Source organism: Chitinophaga barathri (assembly GCF_003807585.1).
GTDB lineage: Bacteria > Bacteroidota > Bacteroidia > Chitinophagales > Chitinophagaceae > Chitinophaga > Chitinophaga barathri.
Genome location: NZ_RMBX01000001.1, coordinates 467570 through 490529, shown reverse-complemented (window position 1 = coordinate 490529; position 22960 = coordinate 467570). Strand labels below are relative to the sequence as shown.

General features: G+C 49.6%; 15 protein-coding genes. 14 read left to right on the top strand and 1 reads right to left on the bottom strand.

Annotated features, from left to right (window positions below; genetic code table 11):
• The first annotated feature begins 32 nt into the window (after nucleotides 1-32).
• From EG028_RS01720 to EG028_RS01665, 12 genes are all read left to right on the top strand, one after another.
• On the top strand, nucleotides 33-2429 hold the full coding sequence (locus EG028_RS01720) for an alpha-L-rhamnosidase-related protein (RefSeq protein ID WP_120514308.1): 2397 nt from the start codon (nucleotides 33-35) through the stop codon (nucleotides 2427-2429).
• Nucleotides 2426-2878, top strand: coding sequence for a cupin domain-containing protein (locus EG028_RS01715; protein WP_120514307.1), 453 nt, complete (start codon nucleotides 2426-2428; stop codon nucleotides 2876-2878). Before EG028_RS01720 ends, EG028_RS01715 begins: the two co-directional genes overlap by 4 nt.
• Nucleotides 2879-3369: 491 nt before the next feature.
• Nucleotides 3370-3912: an RNA polymerase sigma-70 factor gene (locus EG028_RS01710; RefSeq protein WP_162946200.1), complete on the top strand. Its 543-nt coding sequence runs from the start codon at nucleotides 3370-3372 to the stop codon at nucleotides 3910-3912.
• Between the two features lie 111 nt (nucleotides 3913-4023).
• Nucleotides 4024-5007, top strand: coding sequence for a FecR domain-containing protein (locus EG028_RS01705; protein WP_123864502.1), 984 nt, complete (start codon nucleotides 4024-4026; stop codon nucleotides 5005-5007).
• 172 nt (nucleotides 5008-5179) lie between these two features.
• Nucleotides 5180-8488 (top strand): TonB-dependent receptor, encoded by a 3309-nt coding sequence (locus EG028_RS01700; protein ID WP_162946199.1) that lies wholly within the window; start codon nucleotides 5180-5182, stop codon nucleotides 8486-8488.
• A gap of 41 nt (nucleotides 8489-8529) precedes the next feature.
• On the top strand, nucleotides 8530-10245 hold the full coding sequence (locus tag EG028_RS01695; RefSeq protein ID WP_120514303.1) for a RagB/SusD family nutrient uptake outer membrane protein: 1716 nt from the start codon (nucleotides 8530-8532) through the stop codon (nucleotides 10243-10245).
• A 155-nt stretch (nucleotides 10246-10400) separates the two neighbouring features.
• On the top strand, nucleotides 10401-11735 hold the full coding sequence (locus tag EG028_RS01690; protein WP_162946198.1) for a glycoside hydrolase family 28 protein: 1335 nt from the start codon (nucleotides 10401-10403) through the stop codon (nucleotides 11733-11735).
• A gap of 199 nt (nucleotides 11736-11934) precedes the next feature.
• A complete protein-coding gene (locus EG028_RS01685; RefSeq protein WP_120514301.1) occupies nucleotides 11935-12498 on the top strand; it encodes an RNA polymerase sigma factor in 564 nt (187 codons plus the stop codon).
• A gap of 45 nt (nucleotides 12499-12543) precedes the next feature.
• Nucleotides 12544-13569 (top strand): FecR family protein, encoded by a 1026-nt coding sequence (locus EG028_RS01680; RefSeq protein ID WP_120514300.1) that lies wholly within the window; start codon nucleotides 12544-12546, stop codon nucleotides 13567-13569.
• Between the two features lie 157 nt (nucleotides 13570-13726).
• Entirely contained in the window at nucleotides 13727-17023 is a 3297-nt protein-coding gene (locus tag EG028_RS01675; RefSeq protein WP_120514299.1) for a SusC/RagA family TonB-linked outer membrane protein, read from the top strand.
• An 18-nt stretch (nucleotides 17024-17041) separates the two neighbouring features.
• Entirely contained in the window at nucleotides 17042-18694 is a 1653-nt protein-coding gene (locus EG028_RS01670; RefSeq protein WP_120514298.1) for a RagB/SusD family nutrient uptake outer membrane protein, read from the top strand.
• A gap of 11 nt (nucleotides 18695-18705) precedes the next feature.
• Nucleotides 18706-19974, top strand: a complete 1269-nt coding sequence (locus EG028_RS01665) for a polysaccharide pyruvyl transferase family protein (protein WP_206614334.1) — start codon at nucleotides 18706-18708, stop codon at nucleotides 19972-19974.
• 85 nt (nucleotides 19975-20059) lie between these two features.
• On the opposite strand, the gene EG028_RS01660 is transcribed toward EG028_RS01665, so the two are convergent.
• Complete coding sequence (locus tag EG028_RS01660; RefSeq protein WP_120514297.1) at nucleotides 20060-20503, bottom strand: hypothetical protein; 444 nt, start codon at nucleotides 20501-20503, stop codon at nucleotides 20060-20062.
• 157 nt (nucleotides 20504-20660) lie between these two features.
• On the opposite strand from EG028_RS01660, the gene EG028_RS01655 reads away from it, so the two are divergent.
• Nucleotides 20661-21476, top strand: coding sequence for a helix-turn-helix domain-containing protein (locus EG028_RS01655; RefSeq protein ID WP_120514296.1), 816 nt, complete (start codon nucleotides 20661-20663; stop codon nucleotides 21474-21476).
• A gap of 107 nt (nucleotides 21477-21583) precedes the next feature.
• Entirely contained in the window at nucleotides 21584-22960 is a 1377-nt protein-coding gene (locus tag EG028_RS01650) for a TolC family protein (RefSeq protein WP_162946197.1), read from the top strand.

Below are 22960 nucleotides of genomic sequence, written 5' to 3'. Positions count from 1 at the left end.
TATAGTTGCCAACGTTGATAAGTTTTAGGACAATGACAAAAACGAGCTTTTTTCACTTTACAATATTATTATGCTTTTTTTCGCTCTCCGGCTTCAGCCAGCAGATTCCCGGCAGGTTATTGAAAAGGCCCTGGGAAGCGGCATGGATTACCTTTCCCGGCAGCGGATTAAAGGCATATGAAGTTTATCATTTCAGAAAAAAACTCAACCTGAGTGCAGTGCCGGATGAATTTCCCGTGTATGTAAGCGCAGACAGCCGGTATAAACTATTCGTCAATGGCCGGATGGTAGGATTGGGGCCCGCCCGCAACGACCTGGGGCATTGGAATTACGAGCGGTATGATCTTAAGACGCATCTGGAAACCGGGGAGAATGTGATAGCGGCCATTGTTTGGAATCAAGGACAGTGGAACGGGTATTCACAACACTCGCACAGAACAGCGTTCATCCTTGAAAGTGATGTAGCGGAACTGCGGACTGGTAAGGATTGGAAAGTTTACCGGAACAACGCTTACAGCCCGGTTATTTTTCAACGCAACGATCCCCGGCTTTTCTGGCAATACTATGTTGCAGGCGCATTAGACAGCCTGGAGGCTTCCGCATATCCCTGGAACTGGGAACAGCCCACGTTTAATGATTCGGGCTGGGTGACACCGGCGGTTATTGGCCGCGGATATCCTGATGGCCCTGTGAATGACGGGTGGTGGACGCTGGTTCCCCGCCCTGTTGATACGCTTGAAAGAGAACAACGGCGTTTTGCAGCCGTAGCTAGGGTTTCAGGGCTAATTCCTCCGGAAGCCTGGCCGGCGAAGCCTTCCGCCATCACCATTCCACCTGGCAGCAAGGTTTCCCTGTTACTGGACAATAAAGTGCTGGCCACGGGCTATCCCAGGTTGCTGGTCAGCAGGGGAAAGGGAGCAAACGTCAAAATCAGCTATGCCGAAACGCTGCTGGAAACGCCCCAGGGCAAGCCTGGTAAATGGCGCAAAGGTCACCGTGACAGTATTGAAGGGAAAAAATTATATGGCGTATACGATGTATTCCGCCCCGATGGCGGCCATCAGCGCTCGTTCATACCTTTGTGGTTCCGGGTATTCCGGTTTGTTCAGCTCGACATTGAAACGGCCGGAGAGCCGCTGGAAATTGAAGACTTTGATTTTGAAAGCACCATGTATCCTTTTAAAAATGAAGCCAGTTTCAGATCCAATAACCCTGAGCACGAAAAAATATTCAACGCCTCTCTGCTCACGGCCCGGCTGGCTGCCCAGGAAACATACATAGATCCTTATTATGAGCAGATGCAATACATTGGCGATACACGTATCCAGGCACTGCACGCGTATTTTCATTTTAAAGATGACAGGCTGACCATGAACGCCATCCGGCAGTTTGACCAGAGCCGTTCGCCCGCTGGCCTTACCATGAGCCGTTACCCCTCAGACCTTCCGCAATACACCCCGTTGTATGCGCTGTGCTGGGCGCTGATGGTGAATGATTACCGCATGCACCGGCAGGACACTGCATTTGCCGCCCAATATGCGGAAGGGATAGAGGGAGTGTTGAACTGGTTCGAAAAGCAGGTGAGCGAAGGAGGAATGATCGGCAACCTGCCTTACCTGGATTTCCTGGACACCTTCTACGATAAGGATGCCATTCTTGCCCGCTCTGCTTCTAAAAGTCTTACCCCTTACAACTTGTTTTATGTGTATACCATCATGCAGCTGGATGATTACATGCGGCGGTATTTTAAACCGGATGTGTACGCCCACTACAAAAACCTTGCTGCCCGTATAAAATCGCGTGTAAAAGAAAGCTGTTTCGACCAGGAGCGTGGATTGTTCAGCGATACGCCGGATAAGAAGGTATTTTCACAACATGCCAATATCATGGCGGTATTAACGAATTGTCTTCCGAAGGCGGATAACAGGCAGTTACTGGAAAAGATCACCAAAGATACCAGCCTGCTCCCGGTATCGCTTTATTTTAAGTTTTTCCTGTTCGAGGCGTTTAAGCACGCAGGAGAGGGAGATCAGTTGATAGAACAGCTGGGAGACTGGCAAACCATGCTGGCCAACGGTATGCATACTTTTTCAGAATGGGCGGATAACCCTCGTTCGGAATGCCATGCCTGGAGCATCTATCCGGCTTATTTTTTTCTTAATACCATCGCGGGTATACAGCCCGGTGCAGCAGGTTTTAATACCATCCGCATTCATCCGCACCTCGGCGGCCTTCAGCGCGTGGAAGCGGCTGTGCCGCATCCCGCAGGCCTGATTTCAGTTAAATATCTCCGAAGCTCCGGTGGCTGGGACGTTTCCATAGAAGTACCCGCCGGCCCAAAAGCAATACTGGAATGGAATGGCAAAATCCTGGTATTAAAGCCTGGCGTCAACAATATTGATTTACCTATAAACAGCCATAAACAATGAAAAAACTGCTCAATTTGTTTTTGCCGGCGGTGCTGTTGCATAGTATAGCTTATTCCCAGCAGCACGACCATCATGCCGCAACGTCCATGCCCCAGGCGCCTCTCAGCTTCGTGGGCATAAGAAGTACACCGCTTTCCGACCCTGAACTGAAAGCTTACAAAATGGAATCAAGCGTAATGACGATCATTCCCGGCGGCGCGGATACTGTAAGCCATCGCCACGATTGTGAGCTATTCGGTTATGTACTGGAAGGCGCTGTAGAGATTACCCTTGGCGGGGAGCAACCGAAAGTTTTCAAAGCCGGGGAAATGTTTTTTGAAGAAAGGAATATCCTCCACAGTCTCACCCGGAATCCTGATAAAACCAGGCAGACAAAGATACTGTTGATCTTCATCATTAAAGATGGTAGAAAGGGGTATACACGTGCCTATCCTGAAGTTAAAAAATAAATGCAATGAACAGAAGCTGTGGCAAATTACGTTCCCGGCGATCCTGAATGTGTTTAAAGAAGTGCGGCAATGTGAATAAGCATTTACTGAATGATGGATTGCCGTAGGAGCGGTCAAAAATAGGGTGCGGCCGCTCCTTTTTTCCTAAGGTTCATGTAAACATTAAGATAAATCCATAGGCATAACCCTGGCGATTTTTATCGCCGGGGGAATTTTAATAAAGATTTTTTTTCATAACTTGTATTGTATATTCTGTTAGTGTACCGGTCCCGGCATTTTTGCCGGGACCATTTTTTATAATTCCCGGCTGGCAGCTGCAAACGCAATATGTAATGGCCACTTGTTTTTTCTTTTTGATAAAAAAAAGAATCTCTATCTTTATTTCACCCGGGGTGGCTTCAACCTGATTAGATGACTAAGACAACACGGCTTTAACTGCTCGAATATCTTGCCACCCTGCCTGGATGCCAAATACAACCAAAATTTTGCTGTTGGAAGTAACTGATATAGAACTCCTGGACCGCATCTGCCGGAATGATGACGCGCACGCCTTTCAGGCGCTGTATTTGCGTTATTGGGAACGGTTGTATGTGGATGCTTTCCACAAGGTTCATTCCAGGGAAGATGCTTCCGACCTTGTACAAGACCTGTTTGTCGCTCTTTGGGAAAAACGGGGCACATTGCAGGTTCAAACCACTCTAGCCACCTATCTCCACGCTGCATTAAAGAACCGCATACTCAATTATTTCAAGCACCAGGCCGTTCGTGATAAACATATTCCCGGCGTTTCCGACGCTTTCCGGGTTGAACCGGAAACTGCCTGCGAAGCAGTGATCCGCCGCGAGCTTCATGTGAACATTGACGAGGAAATAACATCCATGCCTGACAAAATGCGCAGGGTATTTCTTCTCAGCCGAAATAACGAGCTTACCGCCAACCAGATAGCCAGCAAGCTGTCTATTTCTGAACAAACTGTCAGGAACCATATTACAGCTGCACTCAAACGACTTCGTTGCCGCCTGCAACACCGCTGACTTTTTTTTCCTGCCGACTAGTATGCTCTGCCTGTATGGTTGTCTATATAACCGTGACAGCAAACTATTTGCACCGCGCCGCCGCTGAGGCTGCGCAAAACCATACTATTTGTGGACAGGGAATTACTCGCTTATTTATTGGACCGGTATGAAAAAGGCACCGCCACACCGGAAGAACGCAAACAGGTAGAGCAGTGGTACGCTTCGCTGGATGAAGCGGGCGATGCGGGAGAGCCTTTCGATGGCAACCTGGAAAAGGCTGCCGTCCGCGATGGCATGTGGGAGCACGTAAGCCGTAAAATGGCTGCGCGGTCACAGGGTAGGGGTAAGGTGATTGTACAAAGAAGGATGCGGCTGCTGGCGGCTGCGACCGTGGCCGGTGTTATTTGCCTGGCTGCATATTTCCTGCAAAAGAAAGTATCATACCAGGCCAGTGCACCATTGAAATATCTTGCGGAGGCAACAGGGCCTGAGGTCAAACGCATTGCGTTGAGCGATGGATCGGTTATGTGGCTGAATAGTTACAGCCGCGTCCGCTACCCGGCTGACCTGGAACTGTCCAGGGAGCTGGACCTGGAAACTGGTGAGGCTTATTTTGAAGTGGCACCGCACGAACAACTGCCCTTCATTGTCCGTGCTGCAAACGGCATTACTGCCAGGGTGCTGGGTACTTCCTTTTCTGTAAAGGCATACCAACAGACGGAAGTGAAGGTGCTGGTGAAAACAGGCAAAGTGCAGGTACATTCCGGGAAGCAGTTGTCTGGCGTACTAGGGGCGCTGGAGGGGATTGAAGTAGGATCGGGGCCTGGCGGTATAAAACAGTTGCGGTTATCCGGAGATATGATAGATGGATGGAGAGCCGGCAGGACGGTGCTTGAGAATGCAGGCTTCGAAGAGCTGGCACATTCACTGCGCAATATGTATGGCGTGAAGGTGCAATTGGCGACGGGTTTGCGTCATTGCAGGATCAGCATCAGCTTCAGCAAACAGGATTCGCTGCAGAACGTATTAAACGCATTGGAAAGAATTTACCGTATAAAATGTTATAAGAAAGATTCCACGATTACGGTCACCGGCCGGCCTTGTCAACCTTAACATCCTGAAAAAAAAGACCGTGCCTGTTAGAGCAGGCACGGCTAAAATGCACCCCGCGGCCCGTTAAGCTGGAGGATGCAAGTGTATTGAGTATCACCCAAAGACAACCAAAATTATGCAAAAAAAGATTATCCACGTTTCTTCATTTCTTATGAAACTGTCGTTACTTGCTTTGTCTGCTCTTATAATCAGCGCAGGCGTATTGTATGCCTCACCCGGCCTTGCGCAGCGGCTGGATAATACCAGGCTGAAAGTCAGTTTTCGCAACGAGCCGCTTACCTCCTGCCTGCAACGGGTGAGCGCCCTCAGCAGTATCCAGTTTGCGTTTAATCCCGCGGAATTGGAATCGCTGAAGTCTTCACAGTTGCAATTTAACAGGACTACCGTCCGCAGGATACTGGAAACATTGTTATCCGAAACAGACCTGGTCTTTGAAGAGAACAAGGGATTGGTCGTGATCTACAAGCCCGTGCCCGACACTTCCGCTTCAACGGCGCCAACTCCCGTTCGCGAGGAAATAACCGGACAGGTGCGGAACAAGGAGGGAGAACCTTTGCCAGGCGTTACCGTTAAAGTGAAGGGTGGAAGCAGCGGCGCGGTAACGGACGCCAACGGGCAGTTCCGTGTACTGGCGGATCCTGGCGCCGTTTTGCAGTTCTCAGCCCTGGGTTATGAAATGCAGGACGTGACTGTACCGGCCGGTAAGGAAGGTTTACGGATAATGCTGGTTGAAAAGATCAACAATCTTGACCAGCTTGTGGTGGTGGGGTATGGCACACAGCGGAAAAGTGATCTTACCGGGGCTATATCTTCCGTCAGGGCAGCTGAAATTAAAGATCTCCCCGTAAGGAGCATGAATGAAGCCTTGCAGGGCAGGGCTGCCGGTGTATATGTGACCAAAGGCAGCGGAGCAGCCGGGGCAGGTTCAGATATTATTATCAGGGGAGCGGCATCCATCAACGGTATCGGCCCCCTGTACATTGTAGACGGGGTGCGCATGGGCACCGGCAATAATTTCAACATTCAGGACGTTGCCTCTGTGGAGGTCTTGAAAGACGCGGCTTCCGCTTCCATATACGGCGCACAGGCCGCAGGCGGGGTAATTCTCATTACAACAAAAAAAGGACGCAACCAGCAAAAGATGCAGGTTAACTTTTCCGCCAACTACGGATGGCGGAATGCTGTTAGTCTGCCTGTATTATTAGGTACTCCCGATTACATTGCAGCCCGCAAAAATATAGGTCAGGATTATACCCAGGGCAAACCGGTAAACGAGCTGCCTGATACAGACTGGATGGAGGCCCTGTTCCGCAGCGGGGTGGAGCAAACTTATAATCTTTCCGTGTCGGGTGGGAGCAACAAATCTGTTTATTTTTTGTCGGCCAACTACCAGAAAGAAGAAGGCATCAAAACAGGGAACTGGTTTGAACGGTACGGGTTGCGCATTAACTCCGAGCACCAGCTGAGCAAGCGCCTGAAGTTCGGGGAAAACTTATATGCCTGGAAGACCCGCAACCGGCCTGTGGATGGCGGGATTCCTTACCGCTCCATTCCGACCATGCTGGTGTATGATCCAAACAATCCGACAGATAAGACCTGGGGCGTGGTACCTGATGGATTCGGTGGGGATAACCCGGTGGGCCAGGCACTGGTGCGCGATATCAATAACAATTATTTTGCGCTCGAAGGCAATGCTTATGCAGACTGGCAGATCATTGAGGGTCTTAACCTCCGCACTACATTTGGTGCGGCCATTGGCGGGAAAGATGAAACCACCTTCGAGCCTATATATTTCTGGGGCAAGGTCAATAACGGCATCAGCAAACTGAACAAGGCGCAGGACCATTGGGAAAACCTGTCCGCTAACCTGGTGCTCACCTATGCGCGCAGTTTCGGCGCACACGACCTGAAAGCCATGGCAGGCTACGAGGTGCTGAAAAACGATGGCAGCTTTACCAGCGTCGGCGCGCAGGATTTTAAGTTATCTCCCTCATACAATACCGCGCTCTCTATCCAGAATACCCGCACGGGAGATGGCGGTATCACCTTATCCCGTACCCTGTCGCAGTTCGGCAGGATCAACTATGGATACGGCGGCAGGTACCTGCTGGCGGCCAGCATACGCCGCGACGGATCAGACAAGTTCAGCCCCGCCAACAAATGGGGCGTATTCCCTTCCGTGTCGGGCGGCTGGCGCATCAGCGAGGAAAGTTTTGTAAAAGGAAAGTTTGCGTGGCTTGATAACCTGAAGCTGCGCGCAGGTTGGGGGAAGCTGGGGAATGACGGCATCGGCCAGTTTCTTTACGACCGTTCCTATCGCTACATAAGCAGGCATAATTATGGAAATGGCGTGGTAACCGGCTGGGGTATCAGCAAATTTCCCAATGAAGATATAAAATGGGAAGAGGTGGCACAGACAGACCTGGGGATTGATCTATCTGTGCTTCGCGAACGGCTCTCCATTACGGCGGACTGGTACAACCGCATTACCAGCAACATGCTGTATGACCTTCCGATGCCCGCCACCGGCGGCCTCGGATTTAGCACCACCAAAGTGAACCTGGGCAAGATACAGAATAAGGGATTTGAAATTGCTGCAACCTGGCAGGAAACTCATGGCGCATTCAATTATTCCGTCAGCGGCAATGCATCGTTCAACAGCAACAAGGTGCTGAAGCTGGGGCTTCCCAATGCCGTATTGCAGAACGGCTGGCCGGGCGATTACTGGAACGGCAACACCAGCCGCACGGAAGACGGTTACCCCATGGGACAATTCTACGGCTTTATCACTGACGGCCTGTTTACTACCAACGACGAGGTGCAGCAGCTGAACAGCAAAGCGCCCGGCGGCCTCTACTGGAAGGCGGAAACAGGAGCAGGAGATCTGCGGTACAGAGACCTCAATGGCGACGGGAAGATTGATGACCGCGATAAAACATATATCGGCAACCCATGGCCCGCCATGATTTACGGGCTGAACTTACAGGCACAATACAAGGGAATATCCCTGACAGTCCTTTTCCAGGGCGTAAACGGAATGGATATTTATTACGGCAACCGGAGGCTGAACCAGACATTCAGCGCCGATTACAATACAACGGCGGATATATTCGGCCTTTCCTATTTTGGGAATAATGGCCTTACTGAGAAACCCCGCATGGGTTATTTTGACGCTGGGAATAATTACAAACAGGATCCCAGTGGTAATTATAAGGAGATATCTTCCTACTTCGTGGAAAATGGCGCATATGTAAAGCTGAAAACTTTACAGGTAGCATACGACCTTCCAAAAAGGATACTGGAGAAAGCAAAGCTCAGCCAGCTGAGGATTTCACTGAACGCACAAAATCTTCTCACGTTTACAAAGTATAGCGGGCTAGATCCGGAACTTGGCGGCGGCGTACGGGAAAGAGGCATCGAAAACCAGGGCCTTTATCCTCAAACACGTTATATCGGTTTCGGCCTTGAATTAAGTTTTTAGATTCTCACATGCATTGACTTACCCTAATAATTATCATCGTTATGAAATACAGGTTTATCATCATAGCAGCAGCAATGCTGACTGCAGCAACCGGATGCAATAAAGATTTCCTCAATATAAAGGATCCCGACGCGATTCCCGCGGCAGAACTGGGTAAAAGCACACAGGACATTTCGCTGATGCTGAACAATGCCTACGCAATGACCCGGACGGCCGGCTTGTATGGTGCTTTCCTTTTTCCTAAAGGCACTTACCCGCTGGGTCATATAACCGATCAGCAATGGCGGAATGACGCCTGGTGGAATGAGCTGCACCAGAACAATACAAAGCCCCAATGTGGTGACTTTGCCTCCGTGTATTCAGATGCCTGGCGGGGAGTGGCCGCATGTAATGTAGTATTGGAAGCGTTGCAGAATTTCCGCGCAAACTATATGAAGCCGGATGAAAAGAATGTTACGGATCAGATCGAGGGTCAGGCGCTGGGATTGCGCGCGCTGTATTATTTTTTCCTGGTTAATTTGTGGGGAGATGGTATGGGTAAAGCCAATTTCGACAAGCCCGGAGTACCCATCGTCACAAACATTCCCCGCAAACAGGAGGAGCTGTATGTGGAGAGGGCTAAAGTAGGTGAGGTGTGGGATTTTATGATTGATGACCTGGAAAAAGCAGAGACCTTGCTGGACGGCTTTACAGACATCAGGCGTGTAAACAAATGGAGTGTCAAGGCATTCCTCGGAAAAGCGTATGTTTTCACGGAAAACTGGACAGAAGCCAGGGCCAAGCTGCTGGAAGTTATTGAAAACAGCGGCCGCCAACTGCTGCCTTTGAATGACTACAAACAAATGTTCAATGGAAAAAAGAAATTCAACAACGAATCGCTGTTCGAGTTGAATTCCGAAGTTGATTTTACCGCGGGCTGGGGTGTGTTTGGTGGTCCTACTACCGGAGCCACCATGGGCTTGTATTATGGTTTGGAAGGATATGGGTTTGATAATCTCTTCATGCACGACCGCAACCTTGCACGGTTCGGTTTTACGTTACCGATCCCAACGCTCACAGCCGATGAAAAGAATATCAACGACCCGGCCTACCTGACACAAAGCTTGCAGCTGCGTCAGGGCAATGCGGTTGATCCGCGGCTGTACATCTGTGCGCTGGAGCCTTACATAGATAAAGTGGGAGATGATGTGAACGCACCAAAGACCATCGTACCGCAATATGTCAAACCTGGCGAAAGAACGCAATACCACGCGTGGCTCCTGCGGAAATACGGACCAATCGACCATCCTATCTGGAGCTTCAATGGTCAGATCAACGACAATTTTTATTTTATCCGGCTTGCGGATGTTTACCTGCTCTTCGCCGAAGCCTGCAAAAATACCGGTGATAATGTGAATGCTTTGGAATATATCAACAAGGTAAAACGGAGAGCTTACGGTTACCCGGTAAACGGTGCTTCACCGGCAGATTATCCCAGTCTTACCGCGGGCACAATGGCAAAGGGCACTGATAAGCATGGTGCGCCTGACCAGCTGGCGAACGATCCGCTGAAATACGAGCGATGGGCCGAGTTATTCGGGGAGGGGCATTGGTGGTTTGACGTCTGCCGCTGGCGCATCGGTAGCAAAGAGGCGGATTATTTTGTGAGAGTGACTACAGGGGAAATACAATGGAACGACAATCGTTCTTATGCCCAGCCTATTCCCATCCAGGAGATGCAGGTAAACCCGAAGATGGTACAAAATCCAAATTATTAACAGATATAGCGCTGCTCTTTAATAAAGGCGTATCGCCGCCATCATATGCGAACGAACTGGCTACATAGCGGTACCCCAGTGCTGTTAATCGCAGGGGGAAATTTTAACAATGAGCTATGCTCAAATGCCAACATGCTAACGTAAAATGGACAATCATGCGACCTATGATCAACGAATGTAAAAGGTTCCTTCATGTTTTATTCTACGCAGGACTGCTTGTTTTAATCACCTGCCTGCAGGCGGGTGCACAATCGGGGCTGCGCATAACTTTGAAGCCGGATGTAACTTCCCTGTCAACACAGATGATTCAGCAAGCAATTGATTCCTGCGCTGGGGCTGGAGGAGGAACCGTAGTATTAGCTCCCGGAGAATACCTTTGCGGCAGCATCACCCTGAAAAGCAAGGTGCGGTTACAGCTGGATAAGGGGGCATTGCTGAAAGGCAGCGATAAATATGCAGATTATCGGAACGACGCTTTTATTTACGGTAAAGGGCTTTCGGATGTGGCCATTACCGGCGGTGGCACGATCGACGGGGTGGACTGTTACAATCCTAAAGGAGAAGAAGGGTTTCGGGGACCGCATTGCATCCGGCTCATCGATTGCCAACAGATAGTGATCGATGGAATTACGATAAAAAATTCCGCAAACTGGGCTATCAACTGCCGCAATTGCAGCGGGGGGAAAGTTACCGGCGTCACCATACTGGGTGGCCATGACGGGCTGCATACACGGTTTTGCAGCTCATTCACAGTTTCAGGCTGTGACTTTCGTACGGGGGATGATGCATTTGCGGGGAACGACAACCGTGACTTTGTGATCACTGATTGCAAGGTGAACACTTCCTGCAACGGATTCCGCATCGGCTGCCTCGGCTTACGAGTGGAAAGATGCAAGATCTGGGGCCCCGGGGAATACATGCACAAAATACAACGCCGGACGAACATGCTTTCCGCCTTCGTTCATTTTTCACCGAAGGATGAACACCCGGTGCTCAAAAGCGGTAACTGGGTTGTTCGGGATGTGGAAATCGAAAATGTAGACCATCTTTACAATTATAATTTCCAGGAAGGACTATGGCAAACCGGGCAGCCTGTCACAAGCATCCGTTTTGAAAATATCAGGGCCAAAGGATTGCTCAGTGCATTTAATATAATCGGGGATCTGGATCAAAGCCTGGTGCTGGAGATCAGTGGCAGCCAGTTCCGCTTCCGGGAAAGAGCCGGTTCAGCTCCTGGATCTTTTGAAGGGGCAAAACTTTCTTCAACCGGCTTTTTCAACGCCAGAAACTTCTCTAAAATTTCGTTGACAAATATTACTCTGGAAAGGCTTGATCATCAACCGCTATTGCAGATGTCAGAGGGGAAAGAAGTTATTTTGAACAACGTTCGCTTTGTGACAGGGAGAGACAATAGTGCGCCATACAGGTTGACCGGAATCAGCGGGGTAACGAAGTCCGGGCTTCAGCTGAACGGTGAAAAGATGCAATAATCCAGGTAACGGATTTGTTTTTGTATGTGTAGTAAATATACCTGTAAGTGTAACGATCCCGGTAGTCTTGCCGGGATCGTTGTTTATGGCTCCATAGCAGATATTAATACCTGGTCAAATTGCCGTATAGGAATTATTGCTGTTAAACCCGCTAAGAATTGTTATTTTAGTCCCAGTATCCACGTTTAATCGCCTTTCCATGAGTAATGAAAGTATTTTGCTTCATGAGATAGCGCAGGGCAACGAAAAAGCCTTCCGTACATTGTTCGAAGCGTATAAGGTCAAATTGTACAACTATATTTTCCGCATCACAAAATCAAAGGAAATTTCCGAGGAAATATTGACGGATGTATTCCTGAAAATCTGGATGGGCCGCGATTTTATCACCGAAATCCGGAATTTCGAAGGGTTTATACAAAAGGTAGCCTGCAACAAGGCCCTGGATTTTTTAAGGGTTGCCTCCAGGCACAAGCGTTTGCAGGAATTGATAGAAAGGGAGCTGATGGCAGGAGAATCCGCATTGGACCAGGCTGTTATTGAAAGGGAATACCAGCTGGTACTGCATAAGGCGATGGAACAGTTATCCCCTCAGCGCCGGCTTATCTTCTCTCTCAGCCGCGATTATGGCTTTTCTCACGAAGAGATCGCCGTCAGGCTCAACTTATCCCGCCATACCGTCCGCAATACCGTGGTGGAAGCACTGAAAACGGTGCGGAGTTACCTTAAAAGCCAGGATATCATAAAATTTTTCAGTTTTCTATAGTACCTGCCGGTTCAATTCTGCGTCTTATTCCTGTAAGCGCATGATATGTCACACGATATTCAAAGAATACAGCACCTTCTCGACAAGTATTTCCATCACACCATCAATGCAGATGAGTTAAGGGAGTTCTGGGCCTTGCTGGACCGTCTTCCCGACGAACGGCTGCGAGAGCTGGACCTCCGGCAGTTCTGGGATGCGCCGGCCATGCAGGACGGCAACGCACCCGATTGGGATATGCTTTATCAGAACCTTCTCAAACAGAAGGAAAAGGATACATTGGACTACCATCGCATCGCTTCCCGGAGGCCATTTAACTGGAAACGCCTGGCAGTGGCGGCATCCCTGCTTTTCATCGTTGGCTTGACGGCATTATTCATCTTTTCTCCCTCGGGAAAACAGGTCACGCAACAAATGGTGCTCAGTGAAAGCGTCTTGCAGCCACGAACGGTAACGCTGCCTGATGGCACGGTGGTAACGCTCAACCGGCAAAGCACTCTTGAATACCCTGCCGGGTTCGCTGGAAAAACGAGGGAAGTATACCTCCACGGCGAGGCATACTTTGAAGTGAAAAATGACCATTCCCGGCCGTTCCTTGTACATAGTGAAGGCTTAACCACGCGGGTATTGGGTACTTCCTTCAATGTAAGGGCCTATGGCGGTGATAGCGGCGTGGTCGTTACGGTGTCCACGGGGAAAGTGCAGGTACAGAAAGGTGAGGATACTGTGCTCGGCCTTCTGTCTGCCGGCGAACAGCTGGTAGTGGGCCGGAAAAGCATCCGGGCTGAGATATCAAAAGTGGACGGGGAAATGGTTGCCAACTGGCGGCTGCAGGAACTGTTTTTCGACAATGTAACGCTGGAAGAGGCCATGGCAAAAATTTCCACGCACTTCAACGTGCAGGTTCAGTTTGAAGGGAATGCAACCGGTAATTGTAGGTTCACGGCACGCTTTGCAGGAAAGGACGCGGGGTTGAAGCAGGTGATGGACGTGATCACAACATTGACCAATACCAGTTGGAAAGCAGAAAGCGACAAATCAATCAAAATAAATGGCGAAGGATGCGTTAATTGACTAAAAAAAATGGCTGCCCGAGTGGAATCAAAGCAGCCGTGCGTTTAAATATCTACGATAACATTTAAAACATTCCAAAGTTATGAAATTTATTGACTGGGGGAAGCGTTTCCTTCCTCTTGCCCTAACTATTTTTCCTCGAAAATGGTATTCACTTATGAAACTGGGTTGTCTCACCATCGCCGGTGTCCTGTTCAGTATACAGCTGTTGACCGCTTCTCCCGGAAGCGCGCAGGGTGTTAACGACGTTAAAGTGACCGTGGCGCTGAAAAAGCAGCCGCTGCTGAGCGCACTAAGGCAAATCGAGGAACAGACCAGTTACAGGTTTGCCTACGTTGAATCGCAGGTGAATGTTTACGATAAACTAGTGTTGAGCCGGGCTGAAAGGTCAGTTGGCTATACCCTGGCTTTATTGCTTTACCAGACAGATCTGCGATACACCGTGCGGAATAACACCATCCTGTTGCTGAAAAGAGAACAGGACGGAGGCAAATCATCGCAGGGCCTTCCCGAAAGCCATGCCATCAGCGAAGTTGCCGCACTTACGGTCAAAGGCTCAGTGAAAGGCGAGCATGGCGAGACGCTTCCCGGCGTCAGCATTTTGGAGAAAGGCACGAAGAACGGCACTATTTCAAACGAACAGGGAGGATTTTCAATTAACGTTGCCAGCGGGTCCGCAGTACTGGTTTTTAGTATTGTCGGATACAGCATGCAGGAAGTGCCCGTCGATAACCGTCAGGCTTTGCAGGTAACATTGGCCGCTTCCAACACCAGGATGGGTGAGGTGGTAGTGGTAGGCTATGGCGCGCAGAACAAACGAAATGTAACCGGCGCCATTTCCAAGGTGGACATGAAGCAGATGGAAAATCTGCCTACCACCAACGTCAGCCAGGCATTGAGGGGGCGGATCGCCGGCGTGCAATTCGTGGATAACGGCCGCCCCGGCCAGGGAGGATCTATCCTCATCAGGGGTACAAAATCCCTGAATGGCGGTAATAATCCCCTGATCATTGTAGACGGTATTCAGTTCAACAGCAGCCTGGCAGACATCAACCCGAACGATATCGAATCCATGGAAGTACTGAAAGATGCCAGCGCAGCGGCAATTTACGGTTCAAGAGCGGCCAACGGCGTGATCCTTATCACTTCCAAAAAAGGGAAATCGGAAAAGCCGGTTATCCGCGCTAATGTATTCCAGGGCTTTTCCGGATGGAGCTACAAACTGAAAACACTTTCACCGGAGCGTTATATCCAGGCACTGCTGGATTGGCGGAAACAAAGCGGGCTGGAAAGCGACCCGGCTCAGATCGAAAAATATCTGCAGTCTTCCGAAGCGGAAAACTACCAGGCCGGCCACACCGTCGATCCCTGGGAGGAAATCGCCCAGCAGGGAAGGGTTGCCACCTACGACCTGAACGTATCAGGCCGCTCGAAAGCAACGAATTATTTCCTTTCCGCTTCTTATACCGACGAAAAAGGGCTGATCTATAACGATAACCAGAAAAGGATCTCGCTGCGGGCGAATATCGAGAACAAGATCACCAGCTGGCTGACGCTTGGCCTGCATTCAACTTATATCAAACGGGATTTGTCCGGCAAGGAAGCCGCCGTACATTACGCATATCACACAAGCCCATATGGGCGCCTGTATTACGATGACGGCGATCCGACGAGGTTCCCGGTACCCGAGGAACAGCTGGTTTTAAATCCCATGAGGGCGGCGTTGCTGACCGAAAATGAGGAGGCGTACCACAACCTTTTCACGAATTTTTACGCGTTGCTCAATCTTCCCGGCGTTCCTGGTTTGAGCTACCGCTTCAACTATTCTCCCAACTACCGCTGGCGTCATAACTACAATTTTTTTGCCCAGGACAAAAAGATGAATTCCAATACTACGAGTGCCAGCAAGTTTAACCAGGAAAACTTCGATTGGGTGTTTGAGAATATCCTGACCTACAAAAAAAGAATTAATGAGAATCATGCGTTTGACGTTACGTTGCTGTACGGGCAAACTCATACGCAATTGGAAAACACCACTGCCAACGCCTCCCCGCTCGCCAATCCTGCGCTGAAGTGGAACAGTCTTACGTTGGGAGAAGTACAAACGGTCACATCCGATGCGGAACAGACAGACGGTGTTTCCTCCATGGCCAGGCTGAACTATGAATTGCTTTCCCGGTACATTTTTACTTTTACCGCGCGGAGGGATGGCAGTTCAGTTTTTGCGGAGAACAATAAGTATGCAACGTTCCCTTCCGCTGCCTTTGCATGGATATTGTCCGACGAGCAATTTTTCAAGCCGGTAACTTTCGTCAATTCTCTTAAGCTGCGGGCTTCTTATGGTTCAGTGGGCAACCAGGCGATCGGACCTTACCAATCGCTGAGCCTGTCGGCTTCCAATCAATATGTTTATGGGGACGGCGGTTCTACCTCCACAGGCGTTTATCCAGTTTCCATCGCGAACCCGGACCTTAAGTGGGAAACCACCGCCACGGCCAACCTGGCATTGGACGCCGAGTTTTTTGATGGCCGCCTGGCAGCCACGATTGAAGGATATAATATAAAAACGAAGAATCTTATCGTACGAAGGTCCATACCCATCATGACCGGTTATACAAGCATCCTGACCAATCTCGGTGAAACAAACAACCGGGGTATTGAGATCACGATCAACAGCGCGAACATCCAGCGGAAAAATTTTGAATGGAACACCAACGCCGTTTTTTCAACTAACAAAAACAAACTGGTGCATCTTTACAACTCGGATATAGACGGAGATGGTAAAGAGGACAACGACGTGGCCAACAAATGGTTTATCGGGGAGCCGGTTTTTGTAGCGTATGATTATGAGCAGGACGGTATCTACCAGGAAGGCGACGTACTGCCGACGGGCTACAAGCCCGGGTTTGTAAGGCTCAGGGACGTTAACGGCGATAAGACCATCAATACTGCCGACCGGAAAGTGATCGGCCAGCTGGAGCCCAAATACCGCTGGGGGATCACGAATAATTTCAGGTATAAAGACTTTTCACTTTCCATATTTGTGAACGCCATGCAGGGCTGGATCAAAAGCTTCAACCAGCTGGATTTCACCGGCAGTTCCCTGGGCAATAACTATCCCGGCCGCGCGGTGAATATGCTCGATGCAGGCTGGTGGACGGAGGAAAATAAATCAACAACGCGTCCTTCGCTGGTGTATACCAATCCCTTTTTGCACGGTTATTACATGAGCAGGGATTTTATCCGCTTACAGGATGTGTCCCTCAGCTACGAAGTGCCGAAAAAAACGCTGGAGCGGTTCGGGGTCAACTCGCTGCGCATTTACGTTAGTGGAAGGAACCTTTATACGCTCACCGACTGGATCGGTCCTGACCCCGAAAGCGGGTACAGTACACAGGGTGAATATTTCCCCACACCACGCAGTGTGGCGGCGGGGCTGAATGTAAGCTTCTAACTTTTAAAACAGGAAGTAATGTTATCGCAATACCTAAAAAGAAGAATCCTGATAATCCTGGCAACCGGGATCATCATATTTTCGCAGGGATGCAGCAAGTCGCTGGACGAAGTGCCGCTTTCCAACCTGAGCAATACCGCAGTATTGAAGGATTCCATCGGGTTTGAAAATTATATTACTGCGCTACACCAGGGCGCGCGCGACGAATTTACCAACACGGACGGCATCAATCATAATTTCAACATGCAGTTCGGAACGGACATTGCCACTACCGGCAGCCCGACCATTGCACCTTTCCGGAATTACGAAACTTATCTTACTTCCACCCAGCTGGTGGTCGGTTTTTACTGGAACTGGGCCTACGGCACCATGCTGCTTCGTGCGAATACTATTATCGCTTATGCCGGTAAGCCGGAAGCCGCGGCTTACTGGAAATCGGACGCGCAAAGAAATGCCATTATAGCCGAAGCCCGTTTTTTCCGGGGTTATACCTTTAACCTGCTGGCCAACCTGTACGGCGGCGTTCCCTTGGTAGATACGATTTATTCATCGCCGAAAGCGGACTTTACGAGGGCTTCACGCAAAGAAACATATGAACAGGCTGTGCGCGACCTGGAATTCGCATCGCAGTGGCTGCCAGCTACTGTTCCCAAAGCCAGGGAAGGCCGGATCGTTAAGGCTGCGGCCGATCACCTGCTTGCAGAGGTATATATTTCCCTTGAAATGTACGATAAGTCGGTAGAAGCGGCTACGAGGGTGATAAACTCGGGCTTGTACAATCTTATGACCATCCGGTTCGGTTCAGAGAAATCAAAACCGGGCGACGTTTTCTCCGATCTTTTCAGGAACGGCAACCAAAACAGGAGTTCGGGCAATCTTGAAAGTATTTATGTGCTACAGATCGAGGACCAGACGCCAGGGGGCCAGGGCGGGACGGGTGGCAACAATAACCTCCGCGGATGGGCACCGTTTTATTCCAGCGGCAACTTCAGGGCGCCCGATGGCAAGGCGGGCTTCATTCTCGCCGATTCCATGGGCAGGGGAGTGGGTTGGGTACGACCCAATAATTATTTCTTTTATGATATCTGGAAAGATAATTGGGAAAACGACATGCGCAACTCCACTTACAATATCCGGAGGACATTCGTTTACAACAACCCGGGGTCCACTTTCTTCGGGAAAATAGTAGAAAAAAGAACACTCGCGGACGATACTATGTTTTACATGTTTCCCACCATACGTAAGGTGGAAGGAAATCTTCCGAAGTCCGGCGACAACTCAACAGGCAGAACATTTACAGATATGATGGTGTATCGCCTGGCGGAAACTTACCTGCTTCGTGCCGAAGCTTATTTCCGGAAAGGGGAGCCGGGCCCCGCCGCGGATGACATCAATGCAGTGAGAGCCCGCGCGGGCGCGAAGCTCATCGGTTCCGGCGATGTTACGATCGATTATATCCTGGATGAGCGGGCACGGGAACTGACCGTGGAAGAGCCACGCAGGAGAACGCTCTGCCGCATGGGCAATCTCGTGGAAAGGGTCAGGATATACAATATCAGGCCCGACACCAGGAGCAGCATTAAAGACAAACACCTGTTCTTTCCCATTCCTCAATCCGCTATCGACGCTAACTATGGCGCGGAACTTAAACAAAACCCAGACTACAACTAATATTATTATTTATGAAACGCAGAGATTTTATACAAAAAACCGCGGCAATGGCCGCAGGTTCATTGCTGATACCGCATATCCTGAAAGCGACAGGAAAAAAGGATCCAGTATTGCTACTGGTATCGGGCTGGCAGGATGTGAACATCGGCGATATCGCTCATACGCCCGGATTGATCGCACTGCTGAAAAGCAGGATGAAAAATGCCAGGATCATTCTTTGGAAAAGAACGGACAGTGAAATGTCGGACGCCATGCTACATAAGCACTACCCGGACGTGCAGATCATTCACGGCAAATTTGATAAGGATTATGCATTGCAGTCACCGGAACTGGAGCTGGCATTCAAAGAGGCGGACTTTTTTATTCACGGCTCCGGCCCTTCGGTGGTTGCGGCTGAGAACTTACGCTGCTGGAATAAAAATACGGATAAAGGGTTCGGTATATTTGGAGTCACCATACAGGACGTGCCCCCTGCCCTAAAAGCCCTGCTGGAAAAATCTTCGTTTATTTTTACCCGCGAAACCGCTTCGATAGCGGTGCTGAAGAAGAACGGACTGGAAGGAAAACATATCGCGTTTGCCCCTGATGCCACGTTTGTGCTGGATATACACGATAAAACCAAGGCAGGGGAATTTATGGCGAAAAACGGCCTGCTGCCCAGGAAATTCATCTGCGCCATTCCACGCCTGCGGTACACGCCTTATTACAGGATCAACCCGAACAGGGCTGGCTGGTCCGATGAAAAGATAAAACAGGTGGATGAAGTCAATGAGCAATACAAGGAAATAGACCATGCCAAATTACGTACGGCGATGATCGCATGGGTGAAAAAAACGGGCAACAAGATACTGGTATGCCCGGAAATGACCTACGAGGTGGATATCATGAAAGAACTGCTGATCGATCCGCTGCCGGAAGAGATCAAGCCGTTTATCGTCACGCATGATTACTGGCTGCCAGACGAGGCGGCTTCTGTTTATGAAAAAGCCAGTGCGGTGTTGAGTTTTGAATGCCATTCGCCCATTATAGCAGCGGCAAACGGAACACCCAGTTTCTACCTGCGCCAGCCAACCGATACGATAAAAGGACAAATGTATTATGATCTGGGCTTCAATGACTGGGTTTTTGAGATAGACGATACGACTGGGGAGCAGATCACGGAGCGGTTATTGGAAATTCACGAAAATTACCAGGCTGCCCTGAAAAAGGTAAAAGATGCCAGGAAAACGGTAGACGCCCGGTATGATGATTGTTTGAAAATTATGAAATCTTTTGTGTAATAGAAATTGGAACGCTTAGTTAGTGGAATCCTGTATGTGAAAATGATCCCGGCATTATTGCCGGGATTTTTTCCGAGGTATGGCATTACAAAGGTGCCTGGGTTGTGTTCCCCGGAGAAATTTTATTTTTCCGGGCGGCATTTCCCCGGGCAAGGATAACGCAGAAAATAAAAAGTAGAAGGCTGATAGGTGTGAAGATCAATCGTTCCAGGTTGTTTTCCGACAAGATATTAGCCACGGAATTGAGTAAAAAGAAGACGGCCATTATCCACAACAATACATTGATCATCCTGACCGGCGCTTTCACTGGAAGTAATTCCGCTTTGCAAAGGGCGACAATCAGAAAAACCAGGATGAATGCAATGGCAATAATTTCCTGCCTGATCATTTGTGCCTGCGTTTGCAGTTGTCCGCCCCAGATCATATCAAACGGCAGCATGCCGGAAATAACGGCAAAATGAAAAAGCAACAGGCAGCCGAGCAGCAGGATTAATCCTAAGGGGGCTATTTTTTGAAGGAGTTTGTTCAAGGTAATAGAGTTTATAGCTAAAATCAGGAAAAAATTCTGTATCTGGAAATAAGAGCTTTCTTTAAATTGTATTTATATTTTTGGGGTAATATTTTGTATAATTATGGACAGTATGTCTGGTGTGTCTGGTCGGCATCTCAGTGCATTTAATTAGCAGATGGAAAATTCAATCCCCGTTAAAAACAAGATTGCTGCCAGCAATCATATAAAAGCTGAGCCCTTCAGAAAAACATCCTGGAAAACGGAACCGCATAAACATAAACAATACTTTGAAATTATTTTTCTTACTAGAGGATCGGGCTTCCACTGGATAGACGGGATACAATATGAGATCCGCCCCAATGTTCTTTTCTTCATTTCCTACGACCAGGTACACAGCTGGGATATCCAAACCGAGCCTGAAGGTTTCGTTTTGATCCTCAAAAACAGTTTTACTGAGCGAAGCCTGGACAATGAACTCCCGCTGCTCATCCAGCAGGTGAGCCGGTTTCCATGTCTGTATACGGAAGAAGCGCCGTCGCTGAACCGGATATTTGAATTACTGACCATTGAAAATAACGCCACTTCCAACCTGTCTTTCCTCATGAAAGAAGGACTGATAAAGGCATTGCTGGCGAAGATCATGGATTCGGCAGACGTTTATTCTTCCCGGAAACCGGTAAGGCATGAACTGTATGAAACCTTCATTGGCCTGCTGCCGGAGAAACCTGCCAAAATGAAAGTAGCGGATTTCGCCGCCCTGCTCAACACAACCCCCCAAAATCTCAACGCCGCGTGCAGGAAAGCCGTCAACCAATCGGCAGCGGAAGTGATCGCCGAACACATCACCAACGAAGCAAAACGCCTTTTACGTTATACCCATAAAAATGTTTCCGAGATTTCTATGCTACTCAACTTCAACGACACATCCCATTTCGTGAAATTCTTTAAGCGTCACGCCGGTACAACCCCGCTGCAGTACAAGACCTCATAAAATATACCATAACATTTTCAAATATACCATATAACCCTACCGGCTTAACATACTTTTGTGCCCGGCGAATGGCTACTGTATTGCCATTCATGCATCAAAAACAAACCATGAAGTTTTTTAAGGTTTTATCCGCCACGGGCATTCTTTTGGCGGTTTCACTCGTGCTGAAAGCACAGCACCAACCCTTATCCCTCCGGGAAGCCCTCAGCACCGCAGCTGCGCAAGCTCCGGCGCTCAAAGTTTTCCGTGAGGAAACAAATGCCGCCGCAAAGTACGGCGACCTGATAAAAAATACCCTTGTTCCTGAGCTCACCGCAGGCTACCAGGCAGGATATGCTACGTACAATAATATTACCGGTCTTACATATCCAGGACTATTTCTCCCCATCAGCGGACCTCCTTCCACTGGAAACACATTCGACCCAGTGCCGGGCACGGTGCTATCCGCTTTACTGAAATGGGAACCGCTGACTTTCGGTCAGCGGCAGGCAGCGGCGGAGAAAGCAGCCAGTCAATATCGGCTGGCTGCCAGCGAATATAACGACGAGCTTTTCCGGGAACAATACGCCATCATTGTTACCTATCTCGACGCCGCATATCTCTATTCACTCACCCGCAGTTACCAGGGCAATATCGACCGGACCAAAACCGGGCTGGAACAAGCGCTGGTACTTGCCCGCGAAGGGCTGAAGCCTGGAATAGATACCATGCAATTCCAGTCGGCGCTTGCCCAGGCGGAAATGGACATTCTCACACTGCGCCGGCGCTTTTTTGATCAGACGGCAGAGTTGATCCGCCTTACCGGCCTTTCTTCCACACCGCAAAACATCGTACTATCAGATACAGCATTCATACGGGAGCTTCCGGGAACTTCGGGCGGAGCGGAAACTGATCCCGCGCATCCCGCGCTACAGGTCGCCGTGTCGCGGGTGGAAGTACGCAAGGCGTCGCTGAAGGAAGTACAACGGGAATGGCGGCCCCGGTTCGACGTATGGGCCAATGCTTATGCCCGCGGGTCCGGGGTAGCTGCTGATGGTACGGTTACAAAGTCTGACGGCTGGTCGCTTTCGCACCGTAATTATGGCGCCGGGATTCAATTGAGTTTTCCCTTATTAGGTTTTACACGTACCAATATCCGCAAAAATCAATACCGCTCGCTGTTGAAGGCAGAGGAAGCGCGCCTGGAGCAAACAAGGCTCAACCTGCGCACACAACTCGAAAAAGCGCAGCTGGCATTTGAGCAGAACAGTGAGATCGCCCGTAAATCCTCTGTCCAAACGGAAGCCGCCCGTTTTGCCTATGAGGGCCTGCGGATCAGTTATGAAAGCGGGCTGGTAGATTATACCCGTCTCATGCAGGGCCAGCTAGACCTGCTTCGAGCGGAAGCTGCACAGGCCGGTGCCACGTTGCAGGTCTGGCGTTCGCTGCTGGACATCTCCGTTGCACAAGGAAACATTGAAACACTCACAGACACGCTGAAATAA